General features: G+C 45.5%; 17 protein-coding genes. 14 read left to right on the forward strand and 3 right to left on the reverse strand.

Going from position 1 to position 23,983, the window contains the following annotated elements; genetic code table 11:
• Positions 1-181: 181 nt before the first annotated feature.
• Together lldD and AB6E08_RS17910 are read right to left on the reverse strand one after the other, a co-directional pair.
• Entirely contained in the window at positions 182-1,321 is a 1,140-nt protein-coding gene (gene lldD, locus AB6E08_RS17905; protein WP_017083007.1) for an FMN-dependent L-lactate dehydrogenase LldD, read from the reverse strand.
• A gap of 248 nt (positions 1,322-1,569) precedes the next feature.
• Complete coding sequence (locus AB6E08_RS17910) at positions 1,570-3,276, reverse strand: L-lactate permease (RefSeq protein ID WP_017085042.1); 1,707 nt, start codon at positions 3,274-3,276, stop codon at positions 1,570-1,572.
• An 83-nt stretch (positions 3,277-3,359) separates the two neighbouring features.
• On the opposite strand from AB6E08_RS17910, the gene AB6E08_RS17915 reads away from it, so the two are divergent.
• The 11 genes from AB6E08_RS17915 to AB6E08_RS17965 all read left to right on the forward strand — a co-directional run bounded on the left by AB6E08_RS17915 (position 3,360) and on the right by AB6E08_RS17965 (position 18,019).
• A complete protein-coding gene (locus tag AB6E08_RS17915; RefSeq protein ID WP_261879047.1) occupies positions 3,360-3,488 on the forward strand; it encodes a hypothetical protein in 129 nt (42 codons plus the stop codon).
• 34 nt (positions 3,489-3,522) lie between these two features.
• Entirely contained in the window at positions 3,523-4,440 is a 918-nt protein-coding gene (locus AB6E08_RS17920; RefSeq protein ID WP_017081288.1) for a LysR family transcriptional regulator, read from the forward strand.
• 11 nt (positions 4,441-4,451) lie between these two features.
• On the forward strand, positions 4,452-6,512 hold the full coding sequence (locus AB6E08_RS17925) for a prolyl oligopeptidase family protein (protein ID WP_017097776.1): 2,061 nt from the start codon (positions 4,452-4,454) through the stop codon (positions 6,510-6,512).
• A 374-nt stretch (positions 6,513-6,886) separates the two neighbouring features.
• The gene (locus AB6E08_RS17930; RefSeq protein WP_372064589.1) at positions 6,887-8,227 is read left to right on the forward strand and encodes a carbohydrate porin; all 1,341 of its coding nucleotides are present in this window, start codon (positions 6,887-6,889) and stop codon (positions 8,225-8,227) included.
• A gap of 605 nt (positions 8,228-8,832) precedes the next feature.
• Entirely contained in the window at positions 8,833-9,840 is a 1,008-nt protein-coding gene (locus AB6E08_RS17935; protein ID WP_017097774.1) for a LacI family DNA-binding transcriptional regulator, read from the forward strand.
• 18 nt (positions 9,841-9,858) lie between these two features.
• Positions 9,859-11,106, forward strand: coding sequence for an ABC transporter substrate-binding protein (locus AB6E08_RS17940; RefSeq protein WP_017083012.1), 1,248 nt, complete (start codon positions 9,859-9,861; stop codon positions 11,104-11,106).
• 66 nt (positions 11,107-11,172) lie between these two features.
• Positions 11,173-12,159 carry a carbohydrate ABC transporter permease gene (locus tag AB6E08_RS17945; RefSeq protein ID WP_372064586.1) on the forward strand — a complete coding sequence of 329 codons (987 nt, stop codon included), beginning with the start codon at positions 11,173-11,175 and terminating at the stop codon, positions 12,157-12,159.
• Between the two features lie 46 nt (positions 12,160-12,205).
• Positions 12,206-13,054, forward strand: a complete 849-nt coding sequence (locus tag AB6E08_RS17950; protein ID WP_017097772.1) for a carbohydrate ABC transporter permease — start codon at positions 12,206-12,208, stop codon at positions 13,052-13,054.
• 17 nt (positions 13,055-13,071) lie between these two features.
• Complete coding sequence (locus AB6E08_RS17955; protein ID WP_372064584.1) at positions 13,072-14,421, forward strand: GH1 family beta-glucosidase; 1,350 nt, start codon at positions 13,072-13,074, stop codon at positions 14,419-14,421.
• Positions 14,421-15,512, forward strand: a complete 1,092-nt coding sequence (locus AB6E08_RS17960; protein WP_004732790.1) for an ABC transporter ATP-binding protein — start codon at positions 14,421-14,423, stop codon at positions 15,510-15,512. The genes AB6E08_RS17955 and AB6E08_RS17960 overlap by 1 nt, the downstream gene beginning before the upstream one ends.
• Before the next feature lie 92 nt (positions 15,513-15,604).
• Positions 15,605-18,019: a GH36-type glycosyl hydrolase domain-containing protein gene (locus AB6E08_RS17965; protein ID WP_371704831.1), complete on the forward strand. Its 2,415-nt coding sequence runs from the start codon at positions 15,605-15,607 to the stop codon at positions 18,017-18,019.
• A 73-nt stretch (positions 18,020-18,092) separates the two neighbouring features.
• On the opposite strand, the gene AB6E08_RS17970 is transcribed toward AB6E08_RS17965, so the two are convergent.
• Positions 18,093-19,040 carry an aldose 1-epimerase gene (locus AB6E08_RS17970; RefSeq protein ID WP_372064581.1) on the reverse strand — a complete coding sequence of 316 codons (948 nt, stop codon included), beginning with the start codon at positions 19,038-19,040 and terminating at the stop codon, positions 18,093-18,095.
• A 64-nt stretch (positions 19,041-19,104) separates the two neighbouring features.
• Between AB6E08_RS17970 and AB6E08_RS17975 the strand changes: the two genes are divergently transcribed.
• The 3 genes from AB6E08_RS17975 (at position 19,105) to AB6E08_RS17985 (ending at position 23,946) form a co-directional block, all read left to right on the forward strand.
• Entirely contained in the window at positions 19,105-22,179 is a 3,075-nt protein-coding gene (locus AB6E08_RS17975) for a GH116 family glycosyl hydrolase (protein ID WP_372064579.1), read from the forward strand.
• A gap of 96 nt (positions 22,180-22,275) precedes the next feature.
• Entirely contained in the window at positions 22,276-23,289 is a 1,014-nt protein-coding gene (locus AB6E08_RS17980; RefSeq protein ID WP_029223920.1) for a LacI family DNA-binding transcriptional regulator, read from the forward strand.
• Between the two features lie 375 nt (positions 23,290-23,664).
• The gene (locus AB6E08_RS17985; RefSeq protein ID WP_372064577.1) at positions 23,665-23,946 is read left to right on the forward strand and encodes a hypothetical protein; all 282 of its coding nucleotides are present in this window, start codon (positions 23,665-23,667) and stop codon (positions 23,944-23,946) included.
• Positions 23,947-23,983: the final 37 nt, after the last annotated feature.

Raw genomic sequence — 23,983 nt, forward strand, 5'->3', positions numbered from 1 at the left:
ATAAATACCCAGCAACTCGCTGCAAAAATCAGCTCGAAAGATCAACACGCCCTAGCTTTTTATTTTATTTTCCAGTGCTTAAACGGTGTCACAACGGCAGTGGAATTGCTGTGACACCGATTGAACTTCAGTCTAAGTAGACCAAAGTATTAGTCCGAATCTGAGCCTGAGTCGTGGCCGATTAATCTAGCCCTACCAGAGAATCACGAGTTAAGTCTTTGATTGTCTTGGCGCCAGTTAGAGTCATCGCAACGCGCATCTCTTTATCGTAAAGATCGAGCAGGTTCTCAACACCTGCTTGTCCTTGCGCTGCTAACGCGTAGACGAAAGAGCGACCAAGCAAGGTGCAGTCTGCGCCCATCGCCATCATGCGAACTACATCTAAGCCAGTACGAATGCCAGAGTCGACCAGAATCTTGGTGTCGCCTTTTACCGCGTCTGCAATCGCAGGCAGTGCTTTAGCACTTGATAGAACACCATCAAGCTGACGACCACCGTGGTTTGAAACCACGATACCGTCTGCGCCAAATCTCACGGCGTCTTTTGCATCTTCTTCATCAAGAATGCCTTTGATGACCATCGGGCCGTCCCAGAAGTCACGGATCCACTCTAGGTCTTTCCATGAGATTGATGGGTCGAAGTTGTCACCCAACCAACCGATGTAGTCTTCCAGTTTGGTTGGGGAGCCGCGGTAAGTAGAGATGTTGCCAAGATCGTGTGGCTTACCCAATAGGCCAACATCAACGGCCCAACTAGGATGACGCATAGATTGAAATACACGACGAATTGCTGCATTTGGACCGCTCATTCCTGAGTGCATGTCACGGTAACGAGCGCCAGGTACAGGCATATCCACAGTGAAGACCAGTGTCGTCACGCCTGCCGCTTTGGCACGTTCCAATACGTTCTTCATGAAGCCGCGATCTTTTAGCACGTAAAGTTGGAACCACATTGGGCGCTCAATCTTAGGTGCGACTTCTTCAATCGGGCATACAGATACGGTCGACATCGTAAAAGGGATGCCTTTATTGTCTGCGGCTTTTGCAGCTTGTACTTCGCCACGTCGTGCGTACATGCCTGTTAGACCAACGGGTGCTAAGGCAATCGGCATCGCGAGCTTTTCACCAAACAACTCGGTTTCTAAATTTAGGTCCGACATGTCATTGAGGACACGCTGTTTGAGCGCGATCTCTGCAAGATCGGCCGTGTTGCGGCGTAGGGTATGTTCACCGTAAGAACCGCCGTCAATATAGTGGAAAAGAAACGGTGGTAATTTCGCTTTTGCTGCGGCGCGGTAATCAGTCGATGCGGATATGATCATAATTTCAGTCCTAAATTCTTGGGATGTTGCCCTTCTATGAGAGCTTGGCTTGGGCTGCTTTAATTCTTGAAAGTCAGTGTTCGTTTGTTCTCTAACGGTGAAACAGAGAAGCAATAAAATGGCGTTAATACCCGAGGGTGTTGATGTGTTTTAGTATCCATTCCGAAACTCATCAACTGTCTTATTAGACGGTGTTGCAGTCGGGGAATTGAGTATTAACGCCAAGTGCTTTTGTAACGACTTATGGTTTACATAAGTGCGTCTGTCATTTTGAAGCCGTAGATAACCACGAGGCCGATGATTCCGGTCATCACCAAGTAGTAGAACGTTGGGATGATAGTCTTACGTAGTGTTGCGCCTTCGCGTCCTAACAAGCCTACGGTCGCCGATGCGGCTACCACGTTGTGAATCGCAATCATGTTACCTGCTGCAGCACCAACGGCTTGCAGAGCAACAACCACAGCACTAGAGATAGACAGAGTTTGTGCTACTTCGAATTGGAACTGGCTGAACATCATGTTTGAAACGGTGTTCGAACCTGCAATGAAGGCACCTAACGCACCAACCGTTGCACTTAACGCTGGGAATGCGCCGCCGACTAGGTCAGCTGCAAAGTTGGCCGTTGTTACTGGCATACTTGCTAAATCAGCGCCGTTCACGCCAGAGTTAATGAAGATACGAACCATTGGGATGGTGAACACCAACACAAAGCCAGCGCCTATTAGAGTCTTGCTCGACTCACCAAAAGCTTTAGCCAGTGGTGTTGCGCTGCGTGATTGCATGAGAACAGCAACCAGTGCGACGAAGACCAAGATACCGCCAGGTAGATACAGAGGTTGAATCGCTGTGCTTACGCCTGTCTCGCCAAGGATGTTGCTGAAAGAAAGGCTAACGCTCTTAAGTAGGCCTTTGAACTCAGGGCTCACACGGCTAGCAACGAGAGTGACAGCGAGCAGCACGTAAGGTGCCCATGCCATCGCCATACTCATTTTCTTATGACCTTGCTTACTGTTTGAATGAGTGTCATCTAGATCGATTTTCAAAGAACCTAGCCATTCTGCTGGCCACTTGTCTTCACTCTCAAAATCCCATTTTGATTTAGGGACTAGGAAGCCACGTTTTGCTGCTGTTACAACAATAGCAAGGCCAACCAAACCACCAATCAGCGATGGGAACTCAGCACCGAGGAAAACACCCGTTAGTGCGTAAGGAATGGTGAAAGCGGCACCTGCGAACAGTGCGAATGGCAGGATATCAAGACCTTCAGTCCAGCTTTTGTTCTTACCGAAGAAGCGAGTCAGCATCATCGCCATCAATACAGGAATCATCACACCAACGCAGGCGTGGATGATTGCAACACTTGATGTGATCTGTTGTAGGTAAGCATCCCATGTTGAACCATTGGCAATCAGGCTTTCACCGATGTTGTGCGTATCCAAACCTTTGTTTACGCCAACAATGATAGGCGTACCCACCGCGCCGAACGATACCGGCGTAGATTGAATCATCATGCCCATCAGTACCGCAGCTAACGCTGGGAAGCCAATGGCAACCAACAATGGAGCGGCGATTGCAGCGGGTGTGCCGAAGCCAGATGCCCCTTCAATGAATGAACCAAAACACCAAGCAATGATGATCGCTTGTACACGACGGTCTGCTGATATGTCAGTAAATCCGTTGCGGATGGTGGTGATAGCTCCGGTGTGTTTCAAAGTGTTTAATAAGAAGATGGCGCCAAACACAATCCAGAGAACCGACACGGTAATGCCGAAGCCTTGGAATACTGAAGCCAGCACGCGAGTGCTAGACATATCCCATGCGAATAGGGCGATAGCAACGGTTAATGCAAATGCCACGGGCATCGCTTTTTTTGCAGGCCAGTTAAGGCCAACCAGCAGAATCGCTGCAACAACTATTGGCGAAAAGGCCAATAAAGCTAGTAGAGTTTCACTCATGGGTACTTCCTCGTACTTGTTTTCAAACGTTCATGTTTGAAGTGAATAACACGTCATTAGTTTGTAGGTGTAATCTGAATCTCATGGATTCAATTGTTGTAATTAGAGTCGCTTTATTTGTAACCGATGTGATTGCAAAAGCTGTTTTTGTAATTGTTTTGTTAATTTGGCGTGAATTTACCCCTTTATTTTTTATTGATATAGGGAAATAATGAAAATAATTAATTCCAAAATTGGCATAATCAAATGCGAGCAGACGATTTGATCCTGTTTTCACAGGTAGTAGAGCTGGGCAGTTTTAGTAAGGTGGCAGAACAAAATAACCTTACAAATTCGGTAGTTAGTAAGAGAATTGCGCGTTTGGAAGAAGAGATTGGCGTGCAGCTATTATATCGAACCACGCGTAAATTGACGCTTACCGAGGCGGGTAAGGCAATGTTACACGGAGCCAAAAATGTGAAGCAGGCGGCTCAAGAGGCTATGGACGCAGTTTCAGGCTTTGGTGAAAATGTTAGTGGTCATATCAAAATGTCAGTGCCTACTATCTCCGGAGATTTGATTCTGGCAGACGCTGTTGCCGAGTTTTGTAATATGCACCCAGGTTTAACGGTCGATATGTCTCTTAACAATCGCTTTGTGGATCTGGTTGATGATGGCCTCGACTTAGTGATTAGAACTGGCTACTTGGAAGACTCCAGCTTAATTGCCCGTCATATCTTGGACTCTCAATGGGTGGTATGTGCTTCTCCGTCTTATATCGCCAAGAATGGTAAGCCGATGCAGCCCAAGGATTTGGTTGAGCACAATTGTCTGCAATACGCTTATCAAACAACGGGTGCCAGTGAATGGCAATTTCTGCATAGCAAAGATGGCTTTACCGATAACGATAAATACATAGTGCGCGTCTCTGGCTCTTTCTCTACCGATAATGCGACGGCATTAAGAAAAGCCGCTTTGGGCGGTCATGGTGTTGCGTACGTGCCACGTTGTCTGGTGTATCACGATATTCGCAATGGTCAGCTGGTGGACATCTTCCCTGATTTAGTAGGCAAAAAACTGGGCATCTATGCAGTGTACCCGTTCACTCGTCAGCCACCGAACAAGATTAAGTTATTGATTGAACACATCAGAACGCGTTACCTGACGATTTCACATTATTTTTAATAAGGATCACGATGAGCTATTTAAAAGAGTATCAATATCCAGTCACCAACAAACAGATCGTCAGCGATGACTATTTTGATCAAATAGTTGAAGACCCTTATCGCTGGTTAGAAGACGACAGAAGTGACGAAACTGCGCAGTGGGTGGCGAGCCAAAATGAAGTCACGTTCGATTACCTTGCTCAAATTCCGTATCGCGATGACCTGCGAGAGCGATTAGCGAAAGCACAAGACTATAAAAAGAGCTCGCAGCCGTTTGTACGAGGAGATTACACTTATTTCTATAAGAACGATGGCCTGCAGAATCACAGCATTCTCTATCGTCACAAAGAAGGGCAACAAGAAGAAATTTTCCTAGATCCGAACACTTTCTCGGAAGATGGCACCACATCACTGGGTTCGGTGTCGTTTTCTAAAGATTACAGCCTAGTGGCGTACAGTATTTCAGTGGGTGGTAGCGACTGGCGCAAGATTTTTGTTATCGATACCGAGACCAAACAACAGCTCGAAGCCGAAATCACTGACGCGAAATTTACCGGTATTTCTTGGTTAGGTAATCGCGGCTTTTATTACTCTAGTTACGACAAGCCAGACGGCAGCCAGCTTTCTGCACGTACCGAACAGCACAAACTTTACTTCCATGAGTTGGGTACAGAGCAAGCCAACGACAAAGTGGTTTTTGGTGAGAATAACGCCGAGCAGCACCGCTATGTGTCGGGTTACACCACCGAAGACGACCGTTACTTGATCATTCTAGGGCGAGAGTCGACATCGGGTAACAGACTGTTCTATATCGATTTAAATTCACCAGAACAAAAGCTGAATACGTTGATTGATCATGTGGATAGCGACACTTATCTCATTGATAACCAAGATGAGACCTTCATTCTATACACAAATCTTGATGCGCCTAATGGCAAGGTGGTGAGCTTTGATACTCACGATGGGAAATGGCTCGAAATCATCCCTGAAAAGCCACAGCCATTGGATATCAGCACGGGTGGTGGCTACTTGTTTGCTCACTACATGGTGGATGTGGTGTCTAAGGTTGAGCAGTTGGATTACCAAGGTAACCTAGTTCGTGACATTCATTTGCCTGGGCTGGGAACGGCCAGTGGCTTAGGTGGAAAAAACGAGCAATCTCAGCTTTATTACACCTTTACCAACTATGTTACGCCGCCAACAATTTTCTCTTTTGATGTTGAATCTGGAAGCTCTAAAATCTACCAACGCTCTGAGTCTCCGTTTGAGTCGGATCAATTTGAGTCTAAACAAGTCTTCTATACCTCAAAGGATGGCACCAAGGTTCCGATGCTTATCTCTTACAAGAAGGGATTAGTGTTAGACGGCAATAATCCAACCATGTTGTACGCCTATGGTGGCTTTAACGTTAGCCTAACGCCTTCTTTCTCGGGCACTGTGGGCAGTTGGCTAGAACTGGGTGGCGTATATGCGGTGCCAAACTTACGTGGTGGTGGCGAATACGGTAAGGCGTGGCACAAAGCCGGTACACAACAACAAAAACAGAATGTATTTGATGACTTCATTGCTGCTGCGGAGTTCTTAATCGAAAAAAACTACACCAGCAGTGATAAGTTAGCGATCCGCGGCGGTTCTAACGGTGGTTTGCTTGTGGGTGCTTGTATGACACAAAGGCCAGAGCTGTTCCAAGTGGCTCTGCCTGCGGTTGGGGTGTTGGACATGTTGCGTTACCACACATTCACGTCTGGCGAAGGTTGGGCGTACGACTATGGCACATCCGCGCAAAACAAAGAGATGTTCGAATATCTGCTTGGTTATTCTCCGGTTCATAATGTGGTGCGCGGCACGGACTATCCTGCGACATTGGTTACTACAGCTGATCATGATGACCGCGTGGTACCTGCTCACTCTTATAAATTCATTGCAGAGCTGCAAGATAAGCATGAAGGTGGCGTGCCAGTGATGATCCGTATTGACGTCAATGCAGGGCATGGGGCAGGTATGCCGCTGAGTAAAGCTATCGATCTCACTGCTGATATCTACGCATTTACCCTGTTCAATATGGGAATAGAGTCCCTAGATTCAATCTAGAAAATACTTAATTTTAGATAACTGGGTATTTGACTCAATCCAAAAAGCCTCAAAATCTGCCTTAGATCTTGAGGCTTTTCATATTTACGAAAACCAATCAAAATTTCACCATATTCTCCTCGCTCCACCACACTCTTTTCCGTGATAGACCCCGCCATTACTGATGAAATGAAAGCGATTTCAAGCTGTATTGTTACGGATTTTTACGTCTACCTATCTGATTATAAATAAATAACCATTTCTGGTGATAACTCTAAAAGTTTCATGGTATTTAGGCTGGTTTATCAGTGTGAACAGCAACTAACTTTTCAACGCTTTCATTGCTTAATATTTCCCTGTTCGATGAAAACTCAAAAAAATAATAGGGAATTACAATGCAAAAATTTAAGCTTTTGCCAATAACGGTCGCAGTGGCGGCTTCGCTTGCTTCACTCTCTTCTTTTGCTGCTGATACTAATATCGAAGCACTAGAAAAACGAATTCAAGAGTTAGAATCTAAGGTTGTTGATATTGATTATATTAACGATCAACAACCCGCGGTTTTAACGGCTGAAACTAACGTGCCAGATGGCATCGTCTTCTCGGGTTATGCTCGTTACGGCGCTCACTACAAGAGCGGTGATGAGCGTTACGTAGACATCGGTACAACAGGTCGTTCTGTCGGTCGTTTAGGTAACGAAGCTAATGGTGGTGAGGTTCAGCTAGCTAAGCTTTTCGAAGCTGACAATGGTGCGATTTGGGACGTCGTATTCATGGCAGACCACTGGGAAGCAGACGCTTGGGCTGACGATGGCGGCCTAAGTATGAAAAAAATGTACGCTGGTGTAACTAATGTATTTGAAAGTCAACCAGAACTTTACATGTGGGCTGGTCGCGACTTCCACCAACGTCCGCAACAAGGTTTGAATGATTACTTCTGGATGACACACGATGGTCAAGGTGCAGGTTTTAACAACCTAGATTTCGGTGGCGCTAAGCTAGATATGGGCTTTGTCGGTCAAGTGAAAGGCGGCCTAGTGAATGACAACGGTCGATACGCTGTGACCGCGAAACTACACAGCATTGACGCTGGTATTGGTAACCTAGATTTCTACGCGAACTACGGTTTTGCGTCGAGCGAAGCGGATACAGCAAGCTCTACTGAGTACGTAATCGATCAAGATACAGGTTTAACGGAAAAAGTGGTGACTGCAGGTACTAAAGTCAGTGATGAAACGGCTTACTTGGTAGGTGCGACGTTAGGCTTAGGCGATTCTAACCGATTAATAGTGAAATACGGTGACGGTGCGGATTCATCGGTATTTGAACTTAAAGGTGACTACCAAACTTTGTACGCAAGTGTTGAAGGTAGCTACGCAGCAACTGACAACTTCATCATTGATTACTTAGTGTCGTACAAAGACAACTCTGGCTCAGACTTAGATCGCGAGAACACGGAATACGCGGGTATCGTTCGTCCACAATACCAATGGGATGATGTTCACTCTACATGGCTAGAGGCTGGCTACGGTATGGTTGATTACGATGACGACGGTGAAGAGAACGCTTGGAAAGTAACGCTTTCTCAGAACGTTTCTCTAGGTGGCTTACCTTGGAGTCGTCCAATGCTTCGCTTCTACACAACTGTGGGTGATGTAGAGACAAAAGGCGCTCCAAAAGACAATGGTAATGTAGATACATTGTCATTCGGTGCGATGTTTGAAGCTTGGTGGTAATCACAAGCTAGCGACAGCAGCTCTTTGAATTAGGCATATTTTCAAAGAGCCTGTGTTTAAAAGTAGTAAATACTGTCCATTTTAGCCCTAAAGGCAGATTAATTAGGGCACGTTTCAATTAACTCCATTCTTGGGCACATTCTTTGTGCCCTTTTTTTCGTCTTGAATATCTGTTGTATCATTTTGGATTGCCTCTCCCTCTGCTCTCCATGACATCTTCAATACCTCGTTTCATATTATTTTAATCTATCTCGCGTACCCTGCTTTATCCCTAGTAATTGTAATGGCTAACTCACGTCGTAGCCTTTGCATATCAATAGCCTAGATGGTGGAAAATACTCGATACCCATCGTATTTGATACGCCAATAGGTGTGTTGAAACCCCTTCACGGAACTAAGGCTTTTAACAAAACTGACTCACGATGGATTCATGATTTCATGAAACAGTTTCATGGCGTGAAGTGAATCTGTAAGCGCTTTCATGATTTCCACAACTGGCCTTTTTACGTCCAAGTTTAGTGTGATGACACTCACTTCAACTAAGACGCCTTTCTTTAATAATCGTTTTGTAAGCGGTTACAAGCTAATGAAGTATCGAGGTTCGAGTGGCGACAATTAAACACGTATCAGAACATGCAGGTGTGTCTCAGGCGACAGTGTCTAGAGTTATTAATGGCACTAGCAGAGTCAGTCATGACAAAAAGCTAAAGGTTGAAAAAGCGATCAAAGAATTGGGTTATCGCCCGAACTCTATCGCTCAAGCTTTGGCATCAAGTCGTACCGGTAGTGTGGGCGTTGTTGTTCCAGAACTTGGTGGTTCTTTCTATTCAGGCATCTTGCATTGCATAGAAGAAAACCTACGCCGCTTTGGTTATCACGCTGTGGTTACAGCGGGTTCGAACACTGAACAAGGGCAACGTGAGTCTGTGGAGTTTCTGCTGGGGCGTCGTGTTGATGCTTTGATTCTTCATACTCAACTGCTCAGTGATGATTATTTAATTGAATTGGAAGAACAGGGGACCCCTGTGGTTTTGATTAACCGCTTCATCCCAGAAATGGCGATGAGTTGCATTGATATTGATAACGAAGTCGGGGGGCTACTCGCTACTCAATATCTTTTGCAAAAGGGACATACAGATATCGCGTGTATTACCGGGCCTTTAGATAAAGCAGACGCTAGGGGGCGTTTGCAGGGGTATCGAAAGGCCTTGGAAGAAGCGGGTGTGCCATACGATGAAGCCTTAGTCTCGGAAGCGGGCTTTACTGAAGAGACGGGCATCAGTGCTATGAAGAAGCTGATGAATCGTAAGTGTCATTTCACCGCAGTATTTGCTTCGAATGATCACATGGCATTTGGCGCCTTCGAGGTGTTGCATCAAGAGGGACTGTCTGTTCCGAAAGATGTATCACTGGTGGGCTTCGATAACACCATCTTCGCGCGCTATCTGACCCCTAGTTTGACCACCATTAATTTCCCTATTGAAGAGATGAGCGTTGAAGCAGTACAGCTCACTCTACAGAAGCTAAAAAAAATAAAACATGACGTGAACTTTAAATTGCTGCCGACGTTGGTCACTAGAAACTCGGTATCGGATTTACCAGTTACCCTATAAAAATATTAAGGATAGAACATGAAATTTAAGACCTTAGCGCTTTCATGCGCGGTTGCTTTAGGATTAGGTACAACAGCTGCAAATGCAGCAGACAAAGAAATTCGTTTCGACGGTTTCCCTGATTTCGATAGCAGCCTGAAGGTATTACTGCCTGATTTCGAAAAGGAAACGGGTATCAAAGTTGATTACCTTATGAACAACCACGGTGACCACCACACGAAACTCACAACGAACCTTGCAACGGGCTCTGGTGCCGGTGATGTGATTGTTGTCGACGTTGAGAAAATTGGTCCATTTGTTGGATCTGGCGGCCTAGTTAACCTGTCTGAAAACTACGGTGCAGATAAATACGAAGAACGATTCGCACCTTACGCATGGGCACAAGGTAAAGGCGCTGACGGCGACATGTACGGCATTCCTGTCGACCTAGGTCCAGGTGTTATGTACTACCGTACCGACGTATTCGAAAAAGCGGGCATTGATGTAGAAGAAGCAATCAAAGATTGGGATTCATACATCGCTGCTGGTGAAAAACTGAAAGAGCAAAACGTACAACTTATCGCTTCGGCAGCCGACGTGGCACAAGCGATTATCTTCACGACCGTTCCTGAAGGTGAAGGTCTGTACTTCGATAAAGATGGCAATCCAGTGGTGACATCTGAGCGTTTTGTTCACGCTTTTGAAGTAGCAAAAGAGATTCGCGACAAAGGCTTAGACGGCCGTATTTTGGCTTGGTCTAACGAATGGTACGAAGGCTTCCGCAACGGCACATTTGCAACTCAACTTTCTGGCGCTTGGCTTCTTGGTCACCTAAACAACTGGATTGCACCTGAAACTAAAGGCAAGTGGGCAGTAGAAAACCTACCTGATGGTATCTACGGCAGCTGGGGCGGTTCATTCCTTTCAATTCCAACTCAATCAGACAACCCAGATGAAGCTTGGGCGCTTATTGAATACATGACGACGGATCGTGAAGTACAGCTTAAACACTTCGAAACGATTGCTGCTTTCCCAGCGAACATCACCACGTATGACGATGAGCTTTTCCAAGAAGAGATGGAATTCCTAGGCGGACAAAAAGCCCGTCTTCTTTTTGCTGAAGTGGCGCAAAACATCAAACCGGTCTCTCCAGCACAAGGCGACCACGTTGCACGTTCTATTATCTTAGAGAACGCATTGATGGAAGTACTTGATGAAGGTAAAGACATCAAGACTGCGCTTAAAGAGGCAGAGCGTCTAATCAAGCGTCGCACGCGCAATCTTTAATTTGTTTTTACTTTAAGTAAGTGAGGAAGCGTGGATAACGCGCTTCCTTTTTAAGAGGTCGTTACTATGAATCATACAGCGAGCACAACGATAGAACCTGCGGACAAAAGCCTTTTTTCTCGTCTAAATTTGAAAGCGCTTACACCGTATGGATTTCTTCTGCCGTTTCTGATCATTTTTTCTGTATTTGGGATCTTCCCGCTGTTGTTCTCTGTTTACCTGTCGTTCCACGAGTGGAACCCGGTAAGAGGCATGGATGCGATGGAGTTCGTTGGTTTTGAGAACTATCACATTGCTTTAACGGACCCATGGCTATGGCGTTCATTGAAGAACACGCTTTGGCTAGCGATCACTTCAGGCGTGGCTCAGCACTTAGTCGCTATTCCAGTGGCTTACATGTTGGTTTCAATGGGTGACCGTATGCGTCACTGGCTAACATCGGCGTACTTTCTACCGTTCATTACATCAACGGTCGCAGCGTCACTGATTTTCTTCAATATGTACTCTCCTAACTCAGGAATTATTAACCAAACGCTAATGGCTCTGGCCGATAGCAAGCTGTTTGGTTGGGCATTCGCTTGGGTTAACGATTTCCAACCAATCCGTTGGTTAGACGATGCCACTATGGTGAAGCCGTCTATCGCAATCATGGTTTTCTGGAAATACACCGGTTTTAACATCGTCCTTTACACCACGGGTTTAATGACGATTCCTAAAGACATCTTAGAAGCTGCGCGTATGGATGGTGCCAATGCCTTCCGCCGCTTCTGGAACATTTCACTACCAATGATTCGTCCATTCATCTTCTTTGCTATCACGATGACCATCATCGGTAACCTGCAAATGTTTGAAGAACCGTTCGTCCTAACGCGTGGTACAGGTGGTACTGGCCAATCTGGTTTAACTATCTCGATGTATCTCTACAAAGTGGGTTGGGAATGGCTAGAAATGGGCACAGCATCCGCTATCTCATGGTTACTGTTTGCACTCATCGCGACTTGTACATTGGTTCAATTTTTACTCTTCGGTAAGAAAGGCTTAGGGGAACATTAAGATGTCGACATCAATTAAGACAAATACCTCACCACTAAGTGGACTGATGCCAAGCGAACGCAGCATGTTCATTCTGACTAAGATCTTGATGGTCATGCTAGGTATCTTACTGGTTGTTTCAGCGCTAATTACAGTCTTTCCATTTGTATGGTCGGCACTGCTATCAACGCGTGACCGTTCTGAAATTTTCGGTACGGGCATTAGCTTTGCGATTGGCGATAGCCTGGCGATTAACTACGCCAAATTGCTTGAAATCATGCCGTTTTGGAAAGCGATGTTTAACTCGATTTACGTGGCTTTCTTAGGTACCACCATCTCGCTGCTGTTTTGTAGCATGGGTGGCTACGCGTTTGCTGTGTTTAAGTTCCGCGGTAAGAACGTGTTGTTCGGCATGCTGGTTGGCTCAATGGCGATTCCGCCTGTGCTTAGCTTGATCCCTTACTTCATGATCGTGAAATTCTTAGGCTTGTTGGATAACCACATGGCGGTATGGCTACCGTTCACCACCACACCATTTGGTATCTTTTTGATGCGTCAGCACGTGATTGCATCGATTCCAAAAGAGCTACTTGAAGCGGCGAAACTGGATGGCGCTGGTGAGTTCAGAACGTACTGGAGCGTGGTACTGCCACTAATGAAGCCTGCACTCGCAACATTGGCTATCGTTCAGTTCGTTTTCTTCTGGAACATGTTTATGCAGCCTCTCGTGGTGCTAAACAACCCAGATAACTATGTCATTACGCAAGCACTTCGAAGTGTTCAAGGTATTCCGAATACGCCATGGGGCGCGGTAATGCTAGGTACCACAATTTCTATTTTACCGCTCGTGATTACTTACTTGTTCGCATCGAAACAGATGATCAGTGGTTTAACGTCCGGCGCAGTCAAAGGTTAGGTTTAAGGGTTATAACAATGAATAAATATCAACTTCCAAGTGATTCAAAGTTACGCAGTAAGGAATTTGTATTCGGTGTCGCGACATCTTCATACCAAATTGAAGGCGGCGTTGAAGAGGGCGGTCGTACACCGTCTATCTGGGACACTTTCTGTAAGACGCCGGGCAAGGTCGATAACGGCGACAGTGGTGATGTGGCGTGTGACCACTACCACTTATGGCAACAAGATATCGAGATGATTCAAGGCTTAGGCGTTGATGCTTACCGTCTCTCTATTGCATGGCCGCGCATCCTGCCACAAGACGGTGTCGTGAACCAGCAAGGCCTAGAGTTTTACGGTCAGATCATCGATGAGTGTCATGCTCGTGGCATGAAGGTATATGTGACGCTGTATCACTGGGATCTTCCGCAATACCTTGAAGATAAAGGCGGCTGGTTAAACCGTGAAACGTCTTACAAATTCGCAGAATACGCAGAAGTGGTGAGCAAATACTTTGGTGACAACATCGATGTGTACACCACGCTTAATGAACCGTTTGTGTCTGCATTCCTAGGCTACCGCTGGGGCGAACACGCGCCAGGAATCAAAGGTGAAAAAGAGGGCTACCTAGCATCTCACCACCTAATGCTGGCACACGGTTTGGCTATGCCGATCCTTCGTAACAATGCCCCTCATGCTAAGCATGGTGTGGTATTCAACGCGACTCCTGCTTACCCGCTGACGCCACAAGATCAAGCGGCAGCAGATTATTGCGAAGCCGAGAACTACCACTGGTTCATCGACCCAGTATTGAAAGGCGAGTACCCGCAGTTAGTGGTTGAGCGCCAAGCGATGAACATACCGATGATCCTTGAAGGTGATTTAGACATCATCAGCGCACCGGTCGATTATATCGGCATCAACTACTACACACGCAATGTCGCTCGCTTCAACGAGAATGGCGACATCGAATCGGTGAAACAAACTGACGCTGAACACACTTACATTGGCTGGGAAATCAACCCACAAGGTCTAACCGACTTATTGGTAAGACTGGATGCTCGCTACGAAAATATGCCACCTATCTACATCACAGAGAACGGTGCTGCAGGCAACGACGAGCGTGTAAACGGACAAGTGATGGATGATCAACGTGTTCGCTACTTCCAAGGTCATATCGAAGCGGTTCACAACGCGGTTGAAGCGGGTGTGAAAGTTGACGGTTACTTCGCTTGGAGCCTGATGGATAACTTTGAGTGGGCATTCGGCTACTGCCAGCGTTTTGGTATTGTCCATGTCGACTACACCACCCAAGAAAGAACATTGAAACAGAGCGCAATTGCGTACCGAAACATGCTTCAAGAGCGCGCTGAGGAGAACAGATAATGGCTAAAGTAGAATTTAAGAACATCAAAAAATCATTCGGTGATGTTGAAGTCGTCAAAGAGTTTGATTTTACGGTTGAAGACGGTGAGTTCGTGGTTTTCCTTGGCCCATCTGGCTGTGGTAAATCGACAACGCTACGCATGCTGGCTGGCCTTGAAAGCATCAGCTCGGGTGACATCGTGGTTGGCGGCAAGTTGATGAATAAAGTCGACGCGAAAGACCGTGACTTGGCGATGGTATTCCAAAGCTACGCACTGTACCCGCACATGACGGTATACGAGAACATCGCATTTGCGCTAAAACTGAAGGGTATGCCAAAAGCAGAAATCGACGTAGAAGTGCTAAAAGCGGCGAAAATGCTAGAGCTTGATCCGCTACTCAACCGTAAGCCAAAAGAGCTTTCTGGTGGTCAACGTCAACGTGTGGCAATGGGCCGTGCAATGGTTCGTACTCCTAAGGTTTTCTTGTTTGATGAGCCGTTATCTAACCTAGATGCAAAACTTCGTGGCGTGATGCGTGAAGAGATCAAACATCTACACCGTGAACTAAAAACCACCACGATCTACGTAACCCACGATCAGATCGAAGCGATGACATTGGCGGATCGCATCGTGATCCTGAAAGACGGCTATGTTGCTCAAGTTGGTACACCAACCGAGGTGTTCCAGCGTCCTGCAAACAAGTTTGTTGCGCAATTCATTGGTAACCCGTCAATGAACATGTTGGAAGCAAAACTGATTGAAAAAGAAGGCGAGTACTTCGTTGAAATCGGCGATGTTCAGATCCCACTGCCTGAGCGCTTTAAGTCTCTGGCGTCTAAGAACCTAGCGCTGCATTTTGGTGTTCGTCCAACAGACATTCACCTACGTGCCGAGCAAGTTGACCACGACCGCGTGCTGCCATTCCCTGTGAAAATCAAAGACAAGGAATTACTGGGCGCGAGCATTCTTCTGAAAACAGAAATTGGCGGTCAACCGCTGATGGTTGAAACCCAAGCGGCTGAAGTGGATGTAAAAGATTTGACGCTTTACTTGGATTTGGATGCTTTCCACTTGTTTGATGCTCTGAGTGAGAACTCGCTAGCGAGCTAGCCAGTCAATTTAAATCAGCCATGAGCTGACACCAACCAACTTACGACAAATTGTTTTGGCTCCTCCTGATTTGGGAGGGGCTAGGGATAGTGATGATGAAATTCGGATATTTTGACGATAAAAACAAAGAATACGTAGCAACCACACCGTGTACACCGATCAAATGGTGTAACTATGTCGGCACATTAGATTTCGGTGGCATTGTCGATAGCAACGGCGGCGTCCTGTTGTGTAAGGGCGATCCTGCACTTAACCGTATCACTAAGTACATTGCTCAACTGCCAAACTCAGATTTTAAAGGCTCGACCATGTACCTCAAGGTGCGTGATGAAGCGGGCAACGTAGAGGTGTTCTCACCTTTCTACACGCCAACCTTGAAGCCGCTCGAGAAGTTTGAAAACCACACGGGCTTGTCTTACACCACCATCATTGCAGAAGCGTTTGGTGTGCGTTGTGAAGCGACTTTCTTTGTACCAAAAGCTGACCAAGTACTGCTACAAGACATCAAAGTCACCAACATTTCAGACAAAGCACTGCACGTTGATGTGGTACCTGTGTATGAATTCACACACTTCGATGCGCTTAAACAGCTACTCAATGCGGACTGGGTTCCACAAACCATGACGCTGAAAGCGCATCAGCAAGAGTCGGGTCATACCGTGCTTGAGCAGTACGCCTTTATGAAGCGCGATTATGCGGTGAACTTGATGACAGCGGATCGCCCTGCGACGTCTTTTGATGGTGACCGCCAATCGTTCTTAGGTAATTTGGGCTACGGTACATGGGCAGCGCCAGAAGCACTAAATAATGATGAGCTAGGCAACACCGAGTGTTTGCGTGGCGACAATATTGGTGCGCTTAACCTACGCCTAGGTTGGTTATCTCCAGAGCAGACAGAACGTACGATTGTGCAAATCGCACAAGAACAAAGTCTAGAAGCAGCATTGCCTCTATTGGCTAAATACCGTGACCATCAAGTGGTCGATTCGGCTTTCGCTGAACTGGCTGAACATTGGGATGGTTACCTACAAGCGGTTCAGGTTGAAACGCCAGATCCAGCAATGAACTCGATGCTTAACGTACATAACCCACGTCAGTGTCACACAACCAAAAACTGGTCTCGTTACTTGTCTCTGTATCAGCTTGGCTATGGCGCTCGTGGCATCGGTTTCCGTGACTCTTCGCAAGATACTTTAGGCGTGATTACTCACATGCCAGAAGAAGCGCGCGAGTTCATTGAGCGTCTGTTGTCTGTTCAGAACACTAACGGTTCTGCGATGCATCAGTTCTTCCCATCAACGATGGAAGCGAACGCGGGTGACTCACGTGAAGAGGAAGATCGCCCTGATTACTACGGTGATGATCACCTGTGGATCATCTACGCGGTGACGCAATATGTGAAAGAAACGGGCAATGCAGACTTCTTGAATAAAGAGATCCCGTTTTATCAAAAAGACAAAGCGGGCAACCCAGTTGAAACGGGAACGGTTTGGAACCACCTGTGCCGCGCGATTGAATTTACCTACACCAATACTGGCGAGCACGGCCTACCGCTGTTAGGTTTTGCTGACTGGAACGACACGGTGAACCTGCCAACGGGTGCTGAGTCGATGATGGTGGCGAACATGTACGGCAAAGCATTGCTCGACATGTTGGACTTGTGTGAGCTGCGTGGCGAAGCGCAACTGACGGCTAAGTTTAAAGATCAGTACCAACAGATGCAGAGTACGGTGAATGAGTGCGGTTGGGATGGCGAATGGTTTGTTCGTTACTTTGATGAGCAAGGTTTACCGATTGGTTCTCATAAAAACGAGCAAGGGCAGATTTACACCAACGGTCAAAGCTGGCCTGTGATCTCTGGTTTCGCGACTCAAGAACGCGCAACTCAAGCTCTAGATTCGGTTTACAACAAGCTGAATACAGCGAATGGCATTAAGCTTTCAACTCCTGGTTACAACGGCTTTGATCCGCAACTAGGTGGTGTTTCAACTTACCCACCAGGTGCAAAAGAGAATGGCGGTATCTTCCTGCACTCTAACCCATGGGTGATGATCGCAGAAGCGAAAATGGGCAACGGTGAGCGTGCTTATGAGTACTACCGTCAAATCAACCCAGCTTCTAAGAACGATGACATCGATACCTTCGAATCTGAGCCTTACTGCTACCCACAAAACATTTTGGGTGACGAACATAAGCAGTTTGGTTTAGGCCGAAATGCGTGGCTGTCGGGTACTTCATCTTGGACATACGTTGCGGGTACGCAATGGATTCTGGGTGTTCGCCCTGAAGTGGATGGCTTGCTGGTGGACCCATGTATTCCTGCTGAGTGGCCAGAGTTCAAAGTCCGTCGTCAGTTCCGTGGTGCGACATACCATATTCATGTCACTAACCCGAATAACGTGTGTAAAGGTGTGGTAGAGATGAAGGTAAATGGTGACCTGATTTCAGGTAATAAAGCGCCAGTATTTACCTCTGGTGAGCACACCATCGAGGTGATTTTAGGTTAACAAAGAGAAGGGCGCTTTATGCGCCCTTTATTGCTTTTTGGTTTCTCTTTAGTGTCGCTTTATTTTGGTTGCATCACTGTGGTTGATAGCTGGCTTGGCATTGCCAAGTAAAGGTCTGAGATTGGTTCGGGCTAAGCGTCAATAAGCCTATCTGGTTATTGAATGCATCAGCTGGGCAAGTCATTGGTTCTATTGCAATACTTTGTTCGCTAGTCGGCGTGTAAAGCTGAACGAATGGGTAGCTTGCATCTTGTTGATAGCGAATAGCGGCAGACGAATCTGAGCGTGTAAACGCAAGTTGGTTGGTTGTCTTGGAATCAAATTCAAAGCAGTGATTTAAGCTTTGATTGGCGAGTGAATCACCCAAAGACAAACAGTCAAAAGCCAGTTTTTCACCATTGGGTAGGTCGTTTTCGTGTATGACCTCAGAGCAAGGCGACATAGCGAGTCCACATTGTGCTAGCTCAGTGCCGAGTGAGAAATAAGGGTGCCAAGCATCACCGAATGGGAATGCAGAATCACCAAGATTAGAGACGGTCGTTGAGGAAGTGAGTTTACCCGTGATATCGATAGTGAAGGTGACTTCAAGGTTGAACGCAAACGGGAAAGCAGGATGCAAAGATGACGTTTGATACTGCAACGTCACACTGGCGGATTCTTCAGTGGCTACGCTGTTTGTGATTGAAAAAGGTTGGTTGTAGAGCAGGCCGTGTACGGCGTGATCAGACCAAGGAAAGTTAGCTGGGAGTTGATGGTTTTGGTTATCGAAACTGTAACGACCTAAGTTTAAACGGTTTGGAAAAGGGAATAATTTAGCACTGCGGGAAAAGAACGGATGTTGGTTGATCAGTTCATCATAATTCTGATAACCACAAATAAAAGAGAATGGACTGTTATTTACGGTATATTTATTAATAACAGCACCAAATCCATTGATTATTTGAAGTTCTATACCATGTTGGTGGTTTATTAATGTGACTGAGTCAATATTTCCAAATTTTTCATTTATAATTTTAAACATGTTGATGTCTCCATTTTAAAAAGATATTAACAAGAAGAAAAAAATATTCAATGGCGGTTTTAAAATGAATAATAAAATTCCATATACGAGCTACTCAGGAAATTCGGAACACTTATGTAAAAAAGGTGATGCAGTTGAATTTATTCAACCTTGGTACACGCCAATTTCTACCACACCAGAAAATACCGGTATGGCGGTGGGTGGAATTGGTAACACATTTACACTGACGCCAAACGGGAAAACACCAAATTTCAGCTTTATTCCGGGAATATTTGTTGATTGTTCAGAGCAAATTATTAATTTTAATGATTTTTATGCGTCGGTGATGAATGTGCCGACCATCGATACGCTGCAAGTCAGTGATGAGCAAGAGCTGAGTGTTCACCTAAACTTCTATCCTGCCTTGTTTGATGGTAAGAAGATTGAAAGCGCAGAAATGTCGGATGCGATTAACCACATTCGCGCGGCATTGAAAAATGGTCACTTCTACCAGGATAATAAATCTAACTTTACAAAGTGGAACGTTGAGTTTTCAAATAAGACTCAATTATTGATTGAAGAAGATTCATTGTCGATTATTTGTCAATTATATGTCGCCTTGGATTTCTTTAATGGTTTATTAATTAATGATACAACGAGATTATTATCACTTACTGCGGGTGAAAATAATGATACAGGTAGTGTTAATGGTAGAGATATAGAGTATCAAGCTTTATATCCACTGGCTGAATATAAATATAGTAGTTTCGATGATATTAAAATAAAGCGTAAGGTAGTCTCTCCGATCGTTAAAGAGGACAAACGACTGTGTTCTTTGCCGATGCACTGGAATCACTTTGAATTAACCAATAATTCATCGCAAACACGTGTGATTACGCTTGCTCAGCCGCTAAAAAACTTGATTGGCTCAACCTACCAAAAAGGCCGTGATGGTATTCAAGATTCGGCTTGTACCTTGTCTCAAAACCCAATTGCTCAGCAGCATCAAACGGTTAACTTAAAGGGTGAAAGTCGCAGCTTTACGGGTGTTCAACTGACCAGTCAGTCTCCTTATCAAAGTGATATTGAAGGTGAAGTGGTGTTTGGTGTTCAAGCGGATAATCAACTGACAGAATCTGGTAAGGTTTCGATTTCTGTGAAGCCAACGCTTTATACCTCTAAGGCAGAGGAACAAACAGAGTTCGCACTGAAAACAGGCCGTACCAACGCGGAATTCCAAACAGGAATTTACACAGGGCGTGAAGCTCTGAGCGCATTGGTGGTGGTTCAGGTTGAATTGGAAGCGGGTGAGTCTGTTGATCTGCGTTTTGCGCAGGTCATGGCGCACAGCAAAGTCATGCTTAATGGCTGGTATTCAGATAAGGCTTACACGCAATTTTACCCGCAAACGCAACCAGCTCTGCTGATGTTAGAAGATGTATTACCAGAGCTAGAAGCGATTGAGCAGCAGATCGTCGCACAACAAACCGCTTTCCTAGAGCAAGCTCAAAGCAAGATCTCGCAGCCTGAATCGGCACTTCGCTATGCAACGATGGCGATGAACTCATTGTCGTTCTTGGCGGAATCAACGGTATGGGACAAAGAAGATAAGTTCTTGGTAAAAGAGTGTGTCGACTACCCATTCTTTAACTCTCTGGATGTGTACTTCTACGGATCGTTCTCTCTGCTTTATTTGTTGCCTGAGCTTGATGGCTGTGTGATGAAAGAGTTTTCTAAGGCCATTTTGGCGGAAGACTTCACTCAGCGCCGCTACTGGGAATACGAAGCGACGCCTAATGCCGAATTGATTGATGAAAAGTATCAAGGTGTACGTGCTATTCGAGGTGCGGTAATCCACGACTTAGGCAGCCCATTCGACATTCAGCCCGATGCTTACAGTTGGCACAACGTGAAAGAGTGGAAGGACTTAGCGCCGAAATACATTCTGATGGTGTACCGCCATTATCAAAACACCCAAGATCTCTCTGTGGTTAATGAGTGCTGGCAAGCGGTAACTGAAAGCATCGATTTTTTATCGAATTTGATTGCTGAGGGTGACGATTTACCATTAACCCGAGGCACAGACGATACCTTTGATAACCTAGCTTCTCACGGCATCTCTATTTATTGTGCGAGCCTGTGGGTTGCTGGCCTGCAAGCCGCGAGCGAACTTGCACAATTGATGGGTGAAAGCGAGCTAGCTAGCGGTTACTTAACGCGTTCTAAAAAGGCGTTAGCCACGGTTGAGCAAAGCTTGTGGGATGACAAAGAGGGTTACTACCACTTCTTCGTGACGCCAGTTCAAGCCAAGCATTTAACAGGTGAAGGCTATCAAGCTCTGGAAACCTTAGGACTTTCATTGACTGGCGATGCGATTGCTGACAAGAACACGCTCAATACCTATCTCAATGAAACGGATACTTCCATCAGCATCAGTAAGGTATCTCAAAGAGTCTCTAAGAAACGCTTGCTGAGTGAGACGGCGCCACAAGCCTTTACTCAAGAATACTTAGATTTAGTGCCAGATTCTGACAACAGTTTTGGTGATGCCTTGTTGGCCGACAGCTACCTAAAGCTCATCGGCTTAGACGGTATTTTCCCGCAAGAGAACATCCAACGCGCATTGGACTATGTTTATAAGCACAACTTCGAAATTAATAGTCCTAAGTTGGGTGTTGCGAATATGACGTTAGCCGACGGTTCACCGCATGAAGCGTTCCAAGCACAAGACGTATGGATTGGTGTTCAGTTTAGTGTGGCAACAGCGTTGAACTTAGCGGGTAAATCGCAGCAAGCAGAAACATTGATGGATACCGTGTATACCGCACTCTATGACTATTCGAAAATTCCATTTGCAGCGCCAGAGGGGTTCAATTGCTCTGTGTCTGTCAATGAGAAAGATCTTATAGAGGTATTTAAATTGTCGCAAAATGATGCGAAAAACTGCCTAAATGTACTTAAATGTCAAAACTGCGTGCTGTCTGACGGTCGTATCAATCCAACATTGACGAAAGATACTGATAATTTTGTTAAAATGTTGAGCGTTGAAATCCCGCGAGAAAAGCTCGCTGGCTTGCACAAATGGTTACTGAGTACTGGCTTGAAATACACGGCTGGCCGTTACTTCAGGCCGGGGATGATCTTCGCCTATATGTATTAACTTAATGACACGATTTTCAACGAAAGCAGTGGTATGCAGGTTGAAACTGATGGGGAGCTTAAAGCTCCCCGAATGTCACTTGATTGGGGTATCGAGATGCGCACTAAAACAAAAAAAACAACAGTATACGATGTAGCAAGACTGGCTGGTGTTTCTCCCAGCACCGTGTCTCGCTTCCTTAATCGAACCACTTATGTGTCGGATGATAAAAGCCAAAACATTGAGCAAGCCATTAAAGACACGGGCTACAAACCTAACTTCCAAATGCAAGAAAACACCAACCGACGCTCGCTCACTATTGGTGTATTGGTGCAACACCCTGATAGCCCCTACACCAGTCGTATCCTCAACGACATGGAAAAAACCCTAATAGCTCAAGGCTATTCGCTAGTAATAGCAACCGGACACTGGCAAAAAAAGCTAGAAATGCACGCGTTGGAGTATCTCGCAAAAAGTAACGTGGATGGCATGATCATCGTGACAGGCAGTATTACTCAGGAAGAGATTGCTAAGTATGCACAAGACATCCCTATCGTGATGGTTGGCTACGATTTTGTTGAGAATAATGTCCGCTCCATCAATATCGACAACGTGTTGGGTGGCTATATGGCAACCTTACATTTACTGCAACAAGGGCATGTGAACATTGCTCACATCAAGGGGTTATCAAGCCAGCCTGATGCAGGTAATCGCTTTGAAGGCTATAAGAAGGCCCTTCAAGAGGCCGGTATTAAGGTGATGCCAAAACTGGTCAAGCAGGGCGATTTTAGTAGTGAATCTGGTTATGAGAAAACGGTAGAGTTGATTGAATCTAAGGTTCACTTCTCTGCTTTGTTTGCTGCTAATGACCAAACGGCTTACGGTGCGATTAAGGCGCTGTCTGACCACGGTTATAAAGTGCCAGAAGATGTGTCTGTGATTGGCTTTGATGATTTGCCGACCTCTAAGTATTTCACGCCAGCGTTAACCACCTTAAGACAGCCGATTGAAGAGATTGGTGAAGTGTGTGCTCAGTCGATCTTGAACTTGTTATCTGGCGAGCGGCATGAAGCTCGACTGCCACCGATTGATTTAATCGTCAGAGAGTCGACCAAATCATTGTATCGTTAATTTCAAGACAAGCCTCAAGGTGGTGCGCCCGTGATGATTCGTATTGATGTCAGTGCGAACCGTGGTGCAGGAATGTCGCTGAGTAAAGCTATCGATCTCACTACTTATATTTGCGCGTTCACATTGTTCAATATGGGGATTGAATTGTGAGCTAAATTAGCTGTGAGATAATAAAGATGTCACATATTTCATGTGGCATTTTTTATTTGTGGGAAAAATAAACCTTGCATTGAATTTGTCGAGAAGTTTGTAGTGCACGGATATTAAGGTGTTACGTATGCTTACGTTAGTAAAGCGATAAATACTGTAATATCCAACCAAGTTAAACGTCACTACTTAGCCTTCATCCTAGACGGCTTTATTATAGGTTTTCGAATGAAAAAATTAACTCTAGCTCTCATTTTGTCCTTTTTATCGTCAGTCAGTTACAGTCAGGATTCTGAGTTTTATCCTGAATACTATTCCCAAGAAGTTATATCAAATGATCACTTAACTTTTGTCCTTAACTTTGATTTGGACTTTAAGTATGACAAAGAACGCTACATTGAAGCCGCTAACAAATGGCTAGGCATAATCAAAAAGGTTGATGGAAAAGATCAGCACACAATTAACATTGAAATTATTGTGTCAGATGATGTGCGGTGTTTTTCAAGGTAGTTGTCATCATTTGCTTGCTTATTAAGCAGCTTCTCTT

Origin of the sequence: Vibrio sp. 10N.247.310.24 (assembly GCF_041467175.1) — a bacterium.
Classification (GTDB): domain Bacteria; phylum Pseudomonadota; class Gammaproteobacteria; order Enterobacterales; family Vibrionaceae; genus Vibrio; species Vibrio tasmaniensis_A.

Coding starts and splice junctions, on each gene's coding strand:
- lldD (WP_017083007.1), bottom strand. CDS start 1,321: ATGATCATATCCGCATCGACTGATTACCGCGCCGCAGCAAAAGCGAAA.
- AB6E08_RS17910 (WP_017085042.1), bottom strand. CDS start 3,276: ATGAGTGAAACTCTACTAGCTTTATTGGCCTTTTCGCCAATAGTTGTT.
- AB6E08_RS17915 (WP_261879047.1), top strand. CDS start 3,360: ATGGATTCAATTGTTGTAATTAGAGTCGCTTTATTTGTAACCGATGTG.
- AB6E08_RS17920 (WP_017081288.1), top strand. CDS start 3,523: ATGCGAGCAGACGATTTGATCCTGTTTTCACAGGTAGTAGAGCTGGGC.
- AB6E08_RS17925 (WP_017097776.1), top strand. CDS start 4,452: ATGAGCTATTTAAAAGAGTATCAATATCCAGTCACCAACAAACAGATC.
- AB6E08_RS17930 (WP_372064589.1), top strand. CDS start 6,887: ATGCAAAAATTTAAGCTTTTGCCAATAACGGTCGCAGTGGCGGCTTCG.
- AB6E08_RS17940 (WP_017083012.1), top strand. CDS start 9,859: ATGAAATTTAAGACCTTAGCGCTTTCATGCGCGGTTGCTTTAGGATTA.
- AB6E08_RS17945 (WP_372064586.1), top strand. CDS start 11,173: ATGAATCATACAGCGAGCACAACGATAGAACCTGCGGACAAAAGCCTT.
- AB6E08_RS17950 (WP_017097772.1), top strand. CDS start 12,206: ATGCCAAGCGAACGCAGCATGTTCATTCTGACTAAGATCTTGATGGTC.
- AB6E08_RS17955 (WP_372064584.1), top strand. CDS start 13,072: ATGAATAAATATCAACTTCCAAGTGATTCAAAGTTACGCAGTAAGGAA.
- AB6E08_RS17960 (WP_004732790.1), top strand. CDS start 14,421: ATGGCTAAAGTAGAATTTAAGAACATCAAAAAATCATTCGGTGATGTT.
- AB6E08_RS17965 (WP_371704831.1), top strand. CDS start 15,605: ATGATGAAATTCGGATATTTTGACGATAAAAACAAAGAATACGTAGCA.
- AB6E08_RS17970 (WP_372064581.1), bottom strand. CDS start 19,040: ATGTTTAAAATTATAAATGAAAAATTTGGAAATATTGACTCAGTCACA.
- AB6E08_RS17975 (WP_372064579.1), top strand. CDS start 19,105: ATGAATAATAAAATTCCATATACGAGCTACTCAGGAAATTCGGAACAC.
- AB6E08_RS17980 (WP_029223920.1), top strand. CDS start 22,276: ATGCGCACTAAAACAAAAAAAACAACAGTATACGATGTAGCAAGACTG.
- AB6E08_RS17985 (WP_372064577.1), top strand. CDS start 23,665: ATGAAAAAATTAACTCTAGCTCTCATTTTGTCCTTTTTATCGTCAGTC.